The following is a 14691-nucleotide window of genomic DNA, read 5'->3' on the forward strand; positions in this document are numbered from 1 at the left end:
AGCATCGACGCGGCCCATATCGGTGTCACGGCAGAAGGTGGTGTGGTCACACTGACCGGCCACGTTGCCACCTATTCCGAAAAGGACGCCGCCGAGCGTGCGGCTCGACGCGTGAAGGGCGTGCACGCTATCGCCCAGGAAATAGAGGTGCGTCCGTACGGCACCCATGTTACCGCAGACGACGAAATCGCCAAGCGCTCGATCAGCACGCTGGCATGGCGTACGACCGTGCCAAGGGATGCAGTCACCGTCAGGGTTCAGAACGGCTGGGTCACCCTCGAAGGCACGGTTGAATGGCAATATCAGAAAAACGCGGCTGCGAGCGCCATTCGCGATCTGGCAGGCGTCGTCGGCATCTCAAACCTGATCGCGGTTGCCCCTCGCCCCACCTCGAGCGATGTCAAACGGCGGATCGAAGACGCGTTCCGACGCGACGCAGAACTTGAGGCTCAAGCCATCCAAGTGAACGTGCTTGATGGCAAGGTCACGCTTGATGGAACCGTCAAGCGCTGGTCCGAGCGGCAGGCCGCCGAACACGCCGCCTGGTCGGCTGCAGGCGTAAAGGCCGTCGAGGATCATCTGCGTATCGGGTAAGGCTTAAAGGGGCGCGAGGCCGTAAAAGGTGAAGAGTTCGCGCCTCATACTCTTGACCTGTATGCGAAACGGTTGCGGTTGTTTCCAAACCACCGGTCTTCCATCTTCCAGTTCTTGACTCCCGTCAATGCCGCAAGCGCGGGATCGGTGTTCAGATGTCACTTGATGGATAAGAACTTTGAACTCCATAGCCCGATAAGACTCCTGCTGAGCGATCTCTGCCGGCGTGATGGTGGCACGCTTGAAATCCGCGAGACGCACATGTCGTGGCTGTTTCTCGGCGCCAGGCGCGTCTACAAACTCAAGAAGCCCGTGCGTTATCCTTTCCTGGACTTCTCCTCGGTTGCAAAGAGACGCTATTACTGTTTTGAAGAACTTCGGCTGAACAGGCGACTGGCAAGCAACGCCTATCTGTCTGTGCTGCCGATCTGCCGCACGGCTGATGACGGACTTCACCTCGGCGACCATGGCGAGGTCGTCGATTGGGTGGTTGAGATGCGTCGGCTATCTGATCACGACATGCTCGATAGTCGGATGCGGGCACGCCTGCTGGAGGCTCCGGACATTGAGGCTGTCGCGTCCCTTCTTTCGCGCTTTTACAGGAGTCTCCTGCCCGAGAGGATCGACGCCAATCATCAACTGGCCTATCTCTCGGAACAGCTCGATATCGACGCAGTCGTCCTCTGCCGCAAGGAGTTCGAACTTGCCGTACAATTATCACCGCTTCTGAACAAGACACATCGCTTGTTCCAGGAATGCGCTCCAGAACTGCGGGAGAGGATCGCTTCGGGCTGGTTTCGCGAGGGCCATGGCGATCTCAGGCCCGAACACGTCTGGCTGGGAACCCCTCTTCAGATCATTGATTGCCTTGAGTTTAACCGCATGATGCGAATTGTCGATCCCTACGAAGAAGTTGCACAGCTCGGGCTGGAATGCAGCATCGCCGGATATCCTTGGGTCAGCGATCTACTGGAGACAGGGATCGCCACCCTCCTTGGCGGTCAGCCGACCGATGAGCTGGCTGGTTTCTATACGATATCCAAGGCGCTACTGCGAGCCCGGCTGTGCATGGCCCATTTCTTGGATCCGACCCCGCGAAATCCCTGGAAGTGGCGGCCACTCGCCTTGAAGTATATCAAAGTGGCTAGCGACAGGTTCGAGACTGCCGGATAGCCTGCAACTCCGGCGGTTGAAGGGCACCCTCGAGTCCTCCACAGTGTAAATCGGCCTATATCTCCAGCGTCATCGTATTCTCTAAGCCTAAGCGCACGCCACGGCCAAAGGTTCGGCATTCGCGATCAATTGTTGCGCTGAGCCAGCGGGCGTCCTGTTGCAAATCCTGCGCCTTGGAGAGCGGATAAAGTATCGGTCAGGCCGCCGCGTCCCCAGTCAGCGGTGTGATTGTTGGCGAGGATACAGCAGTCGATTTTTGCGGCGGCGATGCAATCCAAATCCCCGGATTCATCCTCTAGTTAATGCCCTTTGGTTCGGGCTTGTCATTGGCGGTGATACTGGTTTCAAGGTTGACAATCCTGAGATCGGGCCTGCGTCGATCATTTCGTCGAGCGCTTCCCCCCAGATATAGTTGGAAGGAACATGCCTTGGGATATGACCGGATCGACGTTCGGCGAGTTTCACATAGTCGAGCGCAGAGCCGACATGGGGCTCATGCAGGGCCGGATCGGAAGGACGCGACATGATCTGATCAATGCCACGGCCGGCCATCACGTCTCCACACAGAAAAATGCAAGACGTCCTTTTGGCCAACCGGCGGCGATCACCTCTGACATGAACGGCTGAGTATACAGCTTGTTTGCCGAGAACTTTTTAGGCCGGTGGAGGACCGAAGCAATGAGCCGGCGGCTTTCGCGCGGCTCTGGACGACAGATGACTTGACACTCAATCGCGCTCTGAACTCTTCGTGGCATCTCTTGTCAACAGCACCCAGACAGCAAGAACAATGAGGAGAAGGCCAGTGATAAGCGCATTCCACGTAAACAGCGCGTGCTCGGTGAATTGAAGCACCCAAGGAGCAGCCACAAGCCAGCCGCCGAGCAGGATGTCGACCCATTCCTCCCAAAAGTCATAGGATGCGTATGCTGCTCCTCCGAGCGCTGCGACAATCAAGCCGCAAAGGAAGAAATTCCAGGCGGGAACACCGGCGGGCAGAGAATCGGAACCATACGCTCCGAAAGTCCAGGGCGACACGATCAGCCATAAACCTATGATGAAGACAATATGGTCTTGCCAACGACGCGGTTTCATATCGCTTTCCTTTTGTCCGTGAACAGCGGTCAGATCACATCTCCTGGCCGACCGTCGTTCTGTCTTCCGGCTCGCTCGGCTGATATACTGATAGATGCCTGCGAGATCGTCGTTCAAACATCATTCGTATCGTAGCGCTTCGATCGGATCGAGATTGGCGGCCTTATGTGCAGGATAATACCCGAAAAAAATCCCGACCATAGCGGCAAAAAGAAAGCCGCCAGCCATTGCTGTCAGCGACAAGGGTGCCGGCCACTTAAACACCTGAGATACAATCAACGATATGCCGCTGCCCATGACGATTCCGGCAATGCCGCCGATGACGCTGAGGAAGATCGCTTCAGCAAGAAACTGCAAGAGAACATGCAAACGCCGTGCGCCGATGGCCATGCGCAATCCGATCTCACGCGTCCGTTCCGTCACCGATACCAGCAATATATTCATGATGCCAATCCCGCCGACGACAAGGGAGATCGATGCAACGGTCGCAAGCAAAAGGGCCATGACGCGACTGCTGCTTTTTGCCGCCTCGGCAAACTGGCTGAGGTTGCGTATGTCAAAGTCCTTGCTCTCGGTAGTCTTGATATTGTGGCGCCGCATCAGGATGGCATTGATGTCATTGATCGCGTCGGGCACGCGCTCGGCGCTCTTGGCCTGCACGAACAGCATGTTGGCAAATCCCGTCAAGCGGGATTGCAGATTGTAGGGATTAGGCGCCGGCAAGTAGGCCCAGTTGTTCGGCGTCTGCACCTGGGTCGGTGCCGCGGCGCCAAGCACGCGTCGCTCAGCGGTCGTAAACGGGATCATGACGACATCGTCCTGATCCTGCCCCATCGCCGACTGCCCCTTGGCGGCAAACAGGCCGACGACGAGCACCGGCACATTCCTGATCCTGATCGTTAAACCGACGGGATTTTCTCCCGCCGTGAACAATTGACGATAGACAGTCTGGCCTATGACCGCCACCAAATCTCCGTTGCGTTCGTTTTCGTTGGTAATCGGATCGCCGGCCATGAGGTGCCAATTTGTGATGGCCGGATAGGATGCGCTAACCCCTTGAATATTTGTCGTCCAGTTATTGCCGCCATATTCGGTCTGGCCCTGCTGCCGGATGAGGTAACCGACGCTCGTCACCGCCGGATCCTCACTGATTGCTTTGGCGTCTGCGATCGTTAGCGTGGCTGCGCTCCCGTATCCGCCGCGCACGCCACCGCGGGTCAGGGCACCGGGCAGCACTACCACCACATTCGTTCCGAGGCTTTCGAGCTGCTTTTTGACCGCAAGGTTCGCACCTTGTCCGACCGCCATCATGACGATGAGTGAAGCAACGCCGATAAAGACCCCAAGCACCGTCAGCACTGATCTCATCTTGTTGCGCATGATGGCCTGTCCGGCCGCTGCCAACGCCATCCGGCCGAAAGCAAATCCGCCGCCGGATCTTAACCGGACGCGACCGCCGCGATCTGCAGCTATGATCGGAACGCGAGAGCCACCGACGTCATCAGGGCGCTCTTTCCGTTCGTCGGCGACGATCTTTCCATCGCGCATTGTGATGATGCGGTCAGCATAGGCTGCGATGTCCTGTTCATGCGTCACGAGCACTATTGTGAGGCCTTCGCGGCGGTTGAGAGTGACGAGCACATCCATGATTTGATGCGAAGTCTTCGTGTCGAGATTGCCCGTCGGTTCGTCTGCAAGCAGTAGCTCTGGCGCGTTGATCAGGGCGCGTGCTATGGCGACCCGCTGCTGTTGGCCACCCGATAGCTGTCCCGGCGTATAGTGTTCGCGGTTACTAAGACCCAGGCGCACAAGCGCCGCACGTGCACGTTCTATCATGCCCGCCCGGCTGCCGGCGCCGGCCTCGGCATAATAGAGTGGCAGACAGACATTCTCCAGAGCGCTCGTGCGTGGCAGAAGATTGAAACTCTGGAAGACGAAACCGAGGCGCTGGCGGCGGACTGCGGCAAGTTCTGGTTCCGCAAGCTTGGCAACATCGCTACCCTCGAGAAGATAGCGGCCGCCGCTTGGCCGGTCGAGGCATCCCAGAATATGCATCAAGGTGGATTTGCCCGAGCCGGAAGATCCAATGATGGCGACAAACTCACCGCGCCCTATCGAGAGAGTAACTTCGCTGACTGCGGCAATATGCGTATCGCCGATTACGAAGGTCTTGGTGACGTGCTGCAGTTCTATGAGTGGTTGGCCTCTATGGCAGGTCATAGCAGCACCCTGTTTCACCATCTCAGAAAGCGGAGTGATGCCGGTGCATCCGACGACGGCAAGCGTTCTGCCACGACGACCCTGTCGCCTGCTTGCAGGCTTCCGTCATCGATCGCGGTATAGGATCCATCGCTGATGCCCGTCTTTACAGATATCATGGAAAGCTCGCTGTTCCGCTCCACCCAGACGTGCGCATGATTGCCATCCGGACCCTGCGGCACAATCCGGCCTGCAAGGGCGTCTTTCGGCTCGAAGCGCAGGGCCTGGCTGGGAACACGCAGAACATCTGTCTCACGATCGGTAATAATGATCAAAGACGCGGTCATGCCTGGCTTGAGGGCAAGATCCCAGTTGTCGACGCTGACGACTGCGTCGAACGTAACGACGTTTTGGACAGTTTGCGGCGATTGTCGAACCTGTTTGACCTGGCCTCGGAAGCTACGGTCGGGAAAGGCATCGACACTGAAAGTGACCGCCTGGCCAGTCCTTATCGCACCGATATCGCTTTCGCTGATGTTTGTGTCCACCTGCATCCTGGTGAGGTCGGTGGCGATAAGGAAGAGGGTCGGTGTCTGGAAGCTCGCCGCGACCGTCTGACCTCGGCTCACATTACGAGAGACCACGACGCCATCGACCGGAGACCTGATGTTCGTATAGTCGAGATTGATCCGTGCGGCTGCAAGCTCGGCCTTGCGCTGTTCGATGATTGCCTCGTCGAGAGCGATCTGCGCATCAGCCTGATCGGCGAGATTTCTGGCGATATCAACGGCTTCCTGGGAAACGGCTTGAGCTCCCATCAAGCGACGGCTCCGCTCATAGTTGAGCCGCGCATAGTCCAGATTGGCCCGGTCTTTCTGGAGCTGGGCGTTGGCGACCGACACATTGGCACTGTCCTGGTTCACCGCGGTTTGGTAGCTGCGCGGATCTATGGTCGCGCAGACCTGCCCGGCTTTTACGACGGTATTGTAATCGCAGAGAATTTCCGTAATTGGCCCGGAGACATAGCTACCGACGATGATCGTCAGTTCTGGGTTTACAGTGCCAGTAGCCGCCACCTGCCGCGTTACGTCGCCCCAACCAACCGCGACCGTTTCGAAGGAGGGACGGTCCGGCTGCGCGACATGCTGCCAAGTCACGACAAGCGCAACTGCTGATATGATCGTTCCGCTTGCCAAAAGCCAAGGCCAACGCCGGAAGCGCTTTCGGGCCTTGGGCTCCAGAACCGGCGCGGGCATATCCCCCAGGACCGGTGCGTCGACCGAACCATCCATATGAAGTACTCCTTCAATGCCTTCCTCTTGGCACTAAAAGAACTCCTGGGCATTGATCTTGAGCAAAGATCATCGGTTCCAATGCCAGCCATCGTCGGCTGCAGAGCAGATGCTCGCGACAATTCCTGCTTCGTTTCAATGGACTTTCTTGAAGAACTCTTTTCCGGCTGGTTTTTTTAAGATGCGATGCCGTCGCGCCAGATCAGAGCGATCAGTCAATCGCGGCTTCGGTCTAGGGCTCACAGTCGCAATCTTTACCGGCATCAATGTCTCGACCGACGTTGCTTTTTTGTTTCGCAACGGCCTTCTCAAGATTCTGGGATAGCGGTGAGTTCCGTGATGCTTTCCCCCTCACGCAACCGACGGATCAGTTCGCCGAGACGAGGAGCAAGAGGGCAGATTGTAAGCTTCTCGGGATGCATTGCGTATTGGATAGACGCCTGGGACAGGCTGTCGGTTACGAGGATATGGTCGACCGCCGGATCATCGAAAAGGACATGAGCCCCGTCGCCGAAGCACCCGTGGGCTGCAACGGCGATAACCTTCTTCGCACCTTGGGCCAGGGCTGCCCGCGCTGCTTTTTGAATTGTTGTCCCGGTAGCGATCAGGTCATCGACAATGATAACAGATTTGTCGACGACATTGCCGGCGAAGAGATCTCCCGAGACTATGTCTTGGCTTCGCCGCTTCTCCATCATCGCGAGGCCCACCGGCTGATGCCAGAACCGCTCAAACGATTCCCTCAGCAACTGTGCGCGCTTGATCCCGCCGGCATCCGGCGACAGGATCACGACTGAATCGTTGTCCAACAACCTCTTTATGTCTGCGTAAAAGAGGTCGAAGGCAGTCAGATTGATCGACGCGCAGCGAAATGCGTTCTGAAACGCCGCCGGATTGTGAACTTCGACCGTCACAATCCTGGCCGCGCCCATCGCTTCAAAAAGCTGCGCCACATACTTCAACGTGACTGGATCACGCGCCTTCGTTTGCCTGTCCTTTCGCGAATAGGCAAGGTAGGGCGTTATCACGGAAACCTGCGAGGCTCCGTTTTCTTTGCAGGTAGCGACGAAAAACAAAAGCTTGCAGAGCCGATCGTTGACCGATGCCGTCTTGTCGCCGCCTAGGCACTGAATAACATAGACATCTTCGCCGCGGACACTGATCAGCGGTCTGGCCTTGTGCTCTCCATCGTTGAAGTGACGTTCCTCAAGCGGATCGAGCACGATACCCCGTTGCGACGCAATGGCTTTGCCGAGGTAGCTCGCCTCCTGCAATGCAAACAGCCTCATTTCTGTTGCCCCTTTTAAACGCCTTGAGTTTTTCCTGTATGCTTAGCGATAGACGAGGACGGGAATGCGAGAATGGCTGAGAACCCTCGCGGTCACGCTGCCGAGCAAGAGGGCGCCAGCCCCTCCCCGGCCATGGGAAGCAATCGCTATCAGGTCACAGCCGTTGTCTATCGCGGCCTTAATGATGGCGGAATAGACCTCGTCGCTTTCGACTTTGAGCGTCCGGCACACAACTCCCTCGTGACGAGCTTTCATTTCAGCCTCTGTCAAGAACTCCGAAGCCTGAGCATCGGCGAACTGCCGGTAATCTTCGCGCGTGCTGGAAAGCTGTTTTCTGTCGACGGAGAATATTCGGAACGGCTCGATGACCGTGACGAAAATGATGGTCGCCTTTGCGTCACGCGCGAAGTCGATCGCTTTTTCTACAGCCGATACAGCAAGTGGCGACCCATCTGTCGGAACGAGAATATTCGAAAACATATTACCCTCCTCTAATTTTAAATAGGATACCAGACCCCAGTGTCGGCATCGTTGATCAGTATCAAATGCCGCGCTCCCTCGACGGCATTGTGCGCTATCGCCAAATTCACGTTGTTCTCTTGGGGAGCGAAAGACGCTTCAGATTTGCCTGAAAACCGAACCGTCGCGGCGGCAGGTCCTACTCACTCAAAAGATCGTCGAATGCGCTGCCCATCCATTGAGAGCGTTGCAATTGACACCAACGCCAGAGTGTTGTTATCAATAACAACATGAGGCCAGACTGATCGAGAAATCGCGAACGGTTATCAATGACAAAACTTATTTTGAGGTCGTGTTATGGCACCTACCCAGCCCGGTTCCGGGCAGCACGCACCCGTTCAAGTATCGGCTGGCCTTCGTTGTGAACGGTGAGTGCGTACTCGGCTACGACAATGAGCGCGGGAAAGACGATCACCGGCACTTAGGTAGCCGCAAAGAAGCCATCGAATATATGTCCCTTGAAGCACTTTACGATGCCTTCCAAGCGGACATGGAAAGAATGCTCAGATGACAACTTTGACTGTGCGCTTGAGTACCATAGCGGATGCCAAGGCTCGCTTTGTCGAGGCCGGAAGGCGGGCGCTTGCAGGGGAGACAGCAGAGGCCGTACCTTCGGTCAACTTCACCTCCTACGATGACATGCACCGAGTGCTCGCGCCTTCCCGCCTCGCTATCGTCAAGGCGCTCGCGGGACACGGGGCGTTGTCGATCCGCGAGGTCGCGCGTCGGGTCAACCGCGATGTGCAGGCCGTTCATCGTGACGTGACGACGCTCGTCAATGCTGGTGTCATCAACCGGACAGAGAATGGAATCGAGTTTCCCTATGATCGCATTCATTTCGAATACGACGTGAGCGCCGCAGCGTGATGAGGAAGTGTTGGCACTGATCGGCTACGTGTGTTTCCACCCGCGAACAAACCGTCGCGGCACAGCTCGACGCACTACGCAAGGTCGAGTGCATCCGCATCTTCGAGGAAACCGCCTCGGGCGCGAGCCACGATCGGCCGCCGCCCGGCGCGACGAACTGCTCAACGAAAGCCTGTTCTTCGGCCTCGATCAAGCCCGAAGCGCCATCGCGGAATGGGCGGACGACTATAGTTATTTCCGGCCACACTACCTCGGATATCAGACCCCGGCAGGTTATGCCGGGTCCATCGCTGCAAACCGGCTCCAACGCTACGCAAGATGAAAGCTTCGCGTTTCCGCCGGTTGCTCCCACCGCGCCAATTGGCGTATCAAAACCGCCGTGGCTCTAGTCGCCGCTGGATGAAAGTTCCGTGGCAGGTCAAACGATTGCTGGCAAGGATTGATCAGCCAGTCCTTCGCGACCCGGTGCAACGTCCGGGAGAGGACGTTGGCCATCTCCTCGTCCTCTGAGTTTGATTGATTAACACGGCTTTTCGCAACAGCATCGGGTGGCCATGCTCCTCGCGATGAAGGCCAGTCTTCTTCGAGCATCTATAATTGCCCGGTTAAAAACTGAGCTCGCCCGCCCCGGAGGCGGATGGGGGTCGTCAGCTATAAAACAACATTTCCCTGCAAGCCCGAAGGCTCGCTTTGCGTGGGGCCTACGGTGAGGCGACCGATCGAGTGATCGATGACATCGCAAGATTTCTCATAGTTGGTCTGCACGCATCGGAAACGGAAGGCGGAGGTTCCGGACCAGCCAAAGTCATATCGCGCTAGCTCGAGCCAGCATGCGCCAGTTAAACATATAACCTATTGTAAACAATTACATTTAGCTACGCCCTGTTTCCCTTTGTTTGCAGGGGCATACCACCGCGCCAGGGTGTTTTGGGCTTCGCTCTTCTATTGGGCACCGGCTACTGCGCGCAATTGCCTGATCAGTTCTGCAAGTTGTCGGTCGTCCGGTTGCAGCCGGGCAAGCGCCTCGGCGTATTTCAATGTCTCGGGGAAGCGCCTGAGCTTTAGTCCATAATTGATTGCGGTACCAAGCAGATTAGCGTCAAGCTCTCCATCCGCAACCGCGCGACCGAGCAGGTCGGCCGCATCCTCCGTTCGGCCGAGCGACTCGAGTGCGATGGCAAGCGTTGTCTTGTAGCGGGCATTGCGCGGATCCAATCGTATAGCTTCACTGAGCTCCCGGACCGCCTTGCCCATCGCCTTCTCGCGAACCAGCGACAGGGCGTGTCCATAGCGCAGTTCAGCTTGATCGGGCGAGATCGCGATCGCTTCCGCGTAGGCTCGCTCCGATTGATCGTTTTGGCCAGTGACGCGGTAGAGTTCGGCGAGGTTGATACGTGGTCCAGCAAGCGTCGGGTCGAGCGCGATCGCCTGACGGAACGCCTTTTCCGCTTCCCCGATGCGCCGCTGGCCGGACAGGAAGGTTCCGTAATTGTTCTGTGCTTCGGCGACGTCGACGTTCGCCTCGACATAGGTACGCAGGTCTTCGACGGCGGCATCGAACCTCCTGCGTTGATCGCCGAAAAGATCAAGGGACGGAGTGCTGCCCAGGGCCATCGCCGCTGCCACGCGCACAGCACGCTTTTCATCGCCAAGCAGCTTTCCGCCTGCATCCAGTCTGACATCGGGCGGCAGGTTGCCGACGGCCTCCGCCGCGCCGAGTCTGACCAGAGGATCAGAATCTCCCGCGGCCGCCTTTACGTCAGCGACAACGCCTGCTCCGCCGATCCGGCCCATCTGGGCAACCGCGCTGCCTCTGACGAGGCCAGCCTGTTTCCGGTCCAAGACAAGCTTGCGCAGAGCTTCGATCGAAGCGGGATCACTTTTTGCGGCTGCGGCGAAAGCGTGCGCGATCGTCGGGCGTGCACGCCAAGCGGTACCATACCACTTGTCCATGTTCTCCGCTGCCCAGGCATTGGTTTTGCCCTGATGGCACGTCGTACAGGCGTTCGGTGTTCCGTAAGCGGCGGATAGATCGGGGCGCGGGATCACGAAGGAGTGATCCCGTCGCTGGTCGACCTTCATGTAGGTGCGCTCCGGCATGTGACAGTTGGCGCACTGCGCGCCGCTCGAACCGACCGGATGGTGGGTGTGGACCGGGGTGTCGAACTCGCCGCTCGCGTGATACTTGGCGAAGCGTTCCGGCGCGGTTTCCGTATGGCATTGTGTGCACAAGGCGTTGCCAGCCGCCTTCAACGTTGCCTCGTGCTGCCTGTGGCAATCGAGGCAGGTAACGCCCGCTCTTGCCATCTTGCTCTGTTGGAAGGAGGCATACTCGAACACCTCGTCGAGAATCTGCCCGTCTGGAAAGTAGAGGTCCGCACGGACCAACTCCGGCGAAAAATAATCGAGAAAGGGCTTTCCAGGAGCATAACCGTCGCCGAGCTTGACCCTTCTCGAGTGGCAACCAAAGCAGGTGGTTGCGTCGACCTGCGAGAGCCCGAGGTCTGGACCGATGGACACGGCGGCACCTTTAGACCGCGCCTCGGCCCACCCAACATGCTTCGCACCGGCGCCGTGACAGGATTGGCAACCGATGCTGGTCGCGACGTAGGTTGATTGATAGTGGTTCGTCTCCGGCTGAAAATTGGCCTGAGGGTCGCTGGAATGGCAGTCGATGCAGGTGCGGTTCCAGCGGTAGAACGGACCTGTCCAGTGATATGTTGACCCTGGTTTTGCCGGCGTGCCTTCGCCAAGCCAGAACCATTTATGCCTGTCCGTATCCCAAGCGACGTCGAGAGCCTGCAGCCGCCCGCCGGCCAGATCGACCAGATATTGCTGCAGCGGCTCATAGGCGAACGTATATCTGACCTCGAAGCCCCCCTGCTTGCCGTCCGGCCCTTCGGTGTCGACGAAGTAGCGGCCGTCGCGGCGGAAAAAAGTCGTGACAATGCCGTCGTGATCGAACTGGACATTGTTGAAATTGCCCCGCACCGTCCTGTCGTCGGCAACCGCCATTGCTTTTGCATGGTGGGACTTGGCGAAGGCGGCTGCCTGATCGCCATGACAGGATACACACGCCTTCTCGTCCACAAAGCCGTCGTGGATGGAGATCCGCGGATCGGCAGTAGACGCCGGAGCGGTCTCGGCAGCAATGGTGGGTGCGGCGAACACGAGCAGGAAACAGAACCAATAAGCTGCCTGAAGAATTGCGACTCGTCCGATGGAGGAATGCATTCGCACGCTTCGCATCCACCGTCCTGACAGCACGCGCGGATCGGCCGTCAACGCGCGACCGGAGGAGTCGGGCGAAGAACTAGCTGACAAGCGCTTCTCTTCCATCGAACCTACCTCTCTGGCCATCGCCTATAGCGCAATACGCGGTCGGTCCGACACAGGGTTCACATCGGTTTCGCCCGGCTGCCGGGTTGCGGCAGCCGTTGATCGGTCATCGAGTACATCGAGCCTGAGTTGAGCCGAACTCGGCAGAGCAGAGGATAGTTCTATTCCCTCTCTGCGGCAGGCCTCGAGGATGCGCCACTTGGCGTCAGCATCGATACCACTCGCGGTGTCGACGCGGATGACAAGTTTGAAACTGACGACGAGGGCATTCTCGGTAATGTCGGAGATGCCTTTCAACTTGAGGGGCTCAAGGATGGCATCCTTGTAGTCAGGACTGTCCATCAGTTCGACGCCTACGCTCTTGGTGATCTTCCGCAGTCTTTCCAGGTCCGTGTGGCGGGCGAAACTGAGCTGGAATTTGACCGTAGACCAGTCGCGGCTGAAATTGGTGATCTGGCCAAGCTGTCCAAAGGGGACGGTATGGAGCTGGCCGCTTTGATGCCTGAGACGAACCGAGCGCAGCGTGAAGCCTTCGACTGTCCCACGCACCTTGTTGCAATCGATATATTCCCCAACCCGGAAAGCGTCGTCAGCAAGGTAGAAAATCCCTGAAACGACATCGCGCACAAGCGACTGGCTGCCGAACGAAAGGGCGAGGCCAAATATCGAAGCGCTGGCAATGAGAGGTGCCGTGTTGATCCCAAGTTCTGAAAGGATCATCAGCGCCGTAACAACGATGAGCAACGCGGTCAGGCCCACCCGTACCACAGGCATAAGCGTTCGTATGCGAGACGCCCTTGTGCGCTCCGAGGCCGAAATGCTTGCGTCGGCTGTCTGTGCTGGAAGCGTTGCCGTATCCATGTATCTGCCGATAATGTACCTGATCACCTCCCAGGTGATATATGCACCGAGCGCGACGACACTGGCTCTGATTAATGCATTCTTCCAACTGTTCCACTGCGCCGTCGTAAAGATGCCGAGCGCTTCCCCGAACCATATATGCAAGAGATAGATGATCGCGCTGGTGATGATAACAAGACGCGCTGCACGCATCAGAATGCCGGAAAGGTGGGGTGATGGCGCCGCGTTGGAGCCGGCAGCCGTTCTCGCCGCGAAGCCGTGCTGGGAAAACTTGAACAGGGACTCGGCAAGGATGACCCCGACGACTACGTTGATGGCGGTCATCTCGACATGGTGGCCTTGCACGGCACTGTAGATATCGATGAAGGTCCGCAAGATGATCAGTGGCAGTCCGACAATCAACCAGCCGTCGACGATCCGTTCCTGCTCCTGACCGCTCCTCCACCATCCAAGGCTCGTCACGATCAGTTTCCCGATCGCCCGACGCCAATGGATCGCCGACCATGTGAGGATCACGGAAAACAGCAGCGCGTTGATCAGGAGACCGGCCGCAATGGCTTCGGAAGAAACGCCTGCGGCGGCCATCGGCGCCAAGATCCAGTTCCGCAGCGTGTTCGCCGTGATGCTTATAGCTAAAAAGCAATATGCCGCACGGTTCGTATCGTCATCAAGTTCGACGATCCGCAGGGCCGGTCTTCGTGGCCGGAACCAGATCGTGATCGCCTGCACATAGAAGCTCACTTCGAGCACTACACTAAGGAGGAGACTACCCACGCTCGCCTGAGCTCCCGGTCGCGCAAACCAGATGCCTTTCGCAAGGTCGCAGACGACCCATGCCGTGCCGAACGCCAGGATATTGGCGAGCGCCGCCAGGCCGACCGTCGCAAGCGTCGGAGCCTCGTCCGCGGAAAGCCTGCGGCCCAAGATCTGATTGCCGACTTTGATGACCACGAATTGCAGGAAGATGGCCGCCGCTGCAGTGAACAGGACCAGCCATAGGAAATCCCCGGCATCAGGGCCGCCAGAGTTCGCCTCATCGAGTTGATCAAAAGTACTGGAAAAGACCTGAGGCAGTTGCGGAAGCGCGGTGACAACCGCAACCAGGCGGTGGAAGAAGCGGCTTGTTCCTGTGCTGAAGTCTCGCTCCAGAGCGCCAGCAGACTTCTCCGGAAGGAAAGCCGAAGGGTGGGATTCCGGTGCCTGAGCAACTTGTTGATTTTCCAGCTTGCGGATCACGGCGTTGCTAACGTCGGTGACAAGCTGATCCAGTTGCTCTTTCGAGAGCGTGACCGTTGAGGACGGCGGACTTGTCTGCACATTTTGTGCATAGCCGCTCATCTGCACAGGCAACAGCAGCAAGCACAGGCAAAGGGCTATCTTCTCAGGAAGGCCTGTCCTCATCGGTATTTTTCTCCAGAGGCATTTCGGCTCACTACCCCTCCGGCAAAGCGACTGCCACCGCGCCG

The 14691-nt window shown here is 57.8% G+C and carries 12 protein-coding genes and 2 pseudogenes; 6 read left to right on the plus strand and 8 right to left on the minus strand.

Translation table 11 applies throughout. The features are described from left to right. The coding region (locus RHIBUN_RS0129260; protein WP_025662329.1) for a BON domain-containing protein at positions 1 to 594 on the plus strand (594 nt) is incomplete at its 5' end. Positions 595 to 759: 165 nt separating this feature from the next. After that, positions 760 to 1767 carry a hypothetical protein gene (locus RHIBUN_RS0129270; protein ID WP_156932768.1) on the plus strand — a complete coding sequence of 336 codons (1008 nt, stop codon included), beginning with the start codon at positions 760 to 762 and terminating at the stop codon, positions 1765 to 1767. 288 nt (positions 1768 to 2055) lie between these two features. Here the strand turns inward: RHIBUN_RS0129270 and RHIBUN_RS36580 are convergent, their stop codons facing one another. The 6 genes from RHIBUN_RS36580 to RHIBUN_RS0129305 all read right to left on the minus strand — a co-directional run bounded on the left by RHIBUN_RS36580 (position 2056) and on the right by RHIBUN_RS0129305 (position 8119). Beyond that, on the minus strand, positions 2056 to 2319 hold the full coding sequence (locus tag RHIBUN_RS36580) for a hypothetical protein (RefSeq protein ID WP_156932770.1): 264 nt from the start codon (positions 2317 to 2319) through the stop codon (positions 2056 to 2058). Positions 2320 to 2493: 174 nt separating this feature from the next. Beyond that, on the minus strand, positions 2494 to 2859 hold the full coding sequence (locus tag RHIBUN_RS0129280; RefSeq protein ID WP_025662333.1) for an SPW repeat protein: 366 nt from the start codon (positions 2857 to 2859) through the stop codon (positions 2494 to 2496). 120 nt (positions 2860 to 2979) lie between these two features. Continuing rightward, positions 2980 to 5079 carry an ABC transporter permease gene (locus tag RHIBUN_RS0129285; protein WP_025662334.1) on the minus strand — a complete coding sequence of 700 codons (2100 nt, stop codon included), beginning with the start codon at positions 5077 to 5079 and terminating at the stop codon, positions 2980 to 2982. A gap of 14 nt (positions 5080 to 5093) precedes the next feature. Beyond that, positions 5094 to 6350, minus strand: coding sequence for an efflux RND transporter periplasmic adaptor subunit (locus RHIBUN_RS0129290; protein ID WP_025662335.1), 1257 nt, complete (start codon positions 6348 to 6350; stop codon positions 5094 to 5096). A 308-nt stretch (positions 6351 to 6658) separates the two neighbouring features. Beyond that, complete coding sequence (prs, locus tag RHIBUN_RS0129300) at positions 6659 to 7639, minus strand: ribose-phosphate diphosphokinase (RefSeq protein WP_025662337.1); 981 nt, start codon at positions 7637 to 7639, stop codon at positions 6659 to 6661. A gap of 42 nt (positions 7640 to 7681) precedes the next feature. After that, entirely contained in the window at positions 7682 to 8119 is a 438-nt protein-coding gene (locus tag RHIBUN_RS0129305; RefSeq protein ID WP_025662338.1) for a universal stress protein, read from the minus strand. 331 nt (positions 8120 to 8450) lie between these two features. Here RHIBUN_RS0129305 and RHIBUN_RS37690 point away from each other — a divergent pair, with 331 nt between their 5' ends. The 4 genes and pseudogenes from RHIBUN_RS37690 to RHIBUN_RS35930 all read left to right on the plus strand — a co-directional run. After that, positions 8451 to 8669 (plus strand): DUF6516 family protein, encoded by a 219-nt coding sequence (locus RHIBUN_RS37690; protein WP_025662339.1) that lies wholly within the window; start codon positions 8451 to 8453, stop codon positions 8667 to 8669. Continuing rightward, the gene (locus RHIBUN_RS0129315) at positions 8666 to 9025 is read left to right on the plus strand and encodes a helix-turn-helix domain-containing protein (RefSeq protein WP_025662340.1); all 360 of its coding nucleotides are present in this window, start codon (positions 8666 to 8668) and stop codon (positions 9023 to 9025) included. The genes RHIBUN_RS37690 and RHIBUN_RS0129315 overlap by 4 nt, the downstream gene beginning before the upstream one ends. A 10-nt stretch (positions 9026 to 9035) precedes the next feature. Then, positions 9036 to 9174: pseudogene (locus RHIBUN_RS38080) on the plus strand (recombinase family protein); the annotation flags it as partial. After that, a pseudogene (locus tag RHIBUN_RS35930) lies at positions 9174 to 9428 on the plus strand (integrase core domain-containing protein); the annotation flags it as partial. The pseudogenes RHIBUN_RS38080 and RHIBUN_RS35930, both read left to right, overlap by 1 nt. 539 nt (positions 9429 to 9967) lie before the next feature. On the opposite strand, the gene RHIBUN_RS0129325 reads toward RHIBUN_RS35930, so the two are convergent. Next, complete coding sequence (locus RHIBUN_RS0129325; RefSeq protein ID WP_051420126.1) at positions 9968 to 12259, minus strand: tetratricopeptide repeat protein; 2292 nt, start codon at positions 12257 to 12259, stop codon at positions 9968 to 9970. Positions 12260 to 12388: 129 nt separating this feature from the next. Then, on the minus strand, positions 12389 to 14626 hold the full coding sequence (locus RHIBUN_RS34920; protein ID WP_025662343.1) for a mechanosensitive ion channel family protein: 2238 nt from the start codon (positions 14624 to 14626) through the stop codon (positions 12389 to 12391). Positions 14627 to 14691 lie beyond the last annotated feature (65 nt).

Origin of the sequence: Rhizobium sp. IBUN, assembly GCF_000510625.1 — a bacterium.
Taxonomy (GTDB): domain Bacteria; phylum Pseudomonadota; class Alphaproteobacteria; order Rhizobiales; family Rhizobiaceae; genus Rhizobium; species Rhizobium altiplani.

Bases quoted from the DNA above. Each gene is read 5' to 3' on its own strand.
- RHIBUN_RS0129270 (WP_156932768.1), top strand. From the start codon at position 760: ATGGATAAGAACTTTGAACTCCATAGCCCGATAAGACTCCTGCTGAGC.
- RHIBUN_RS36580 (WP_156932770.1), bottom strand. From the start codon at position 2,319: ATGGCCGGCCGTGGCATTGATCAGATCATGTCGCGTCCTTCCGATCCG.
- RHIBUN_RS0129280 (WP_025662333.1), bottom strand. From the start codon at position 2,859: ATGAAACCGCGTCGTTGGCAAGACCATATTGTCTTCATCATAGGTTTA.
- RHIBUN_RS0129285 (WP_025662334.1), bottom strand. From the start codon at position 5,079: ATGACCTGCCATAGAGGCCAACCACTCATAGAACTGCAGCACGTCACC.
- RHIBUN_RS0129290 (WP_025662335.1), bottom strand. From the start codon at position 6,350: ATGGATGGTTCGGTCGACGCACCGGTCCTGGGGGATATGCCCGCGCCG.
- prs (WP_025662337.1), bottom strand. From the start codon at position 7,639: ATGAGGCTGTTTGCATTGCAGGAGGCGAGCTACCTCGGCAAAGCCATT.
- RHIBUN_RS0129305 (WP_025662338.1), bottom strand. From the start codon at position 8,119: ATGTTTTCGAATATTCTCGTTCCGACAGATGGGTCGCCACTTGCTGTA.
- RHIBUN_RS0129315 (WP_025662340.1), top strand. From the start codon at position 8,666: ATGACAACTTTGACTGTGCGCTTGAGTACCATAGCGGATGCCAAGGCT.
- RHIBUN_RS0129325 (WP_051420126.1), bottom strand. From the start codon at position 12,259: ATGCATTCCTCCATCGGACGAGTCGCAATTCTTCAGGCAGCTTATTGG.
- RHIBUN_RS34920 (WP_025662343.1), bottom strand. From the start codon at position 14,626: ATGAGGACAGGCCTTCCTGAGAAGATAGCCCTTTGCCTGTGCTTGCTG.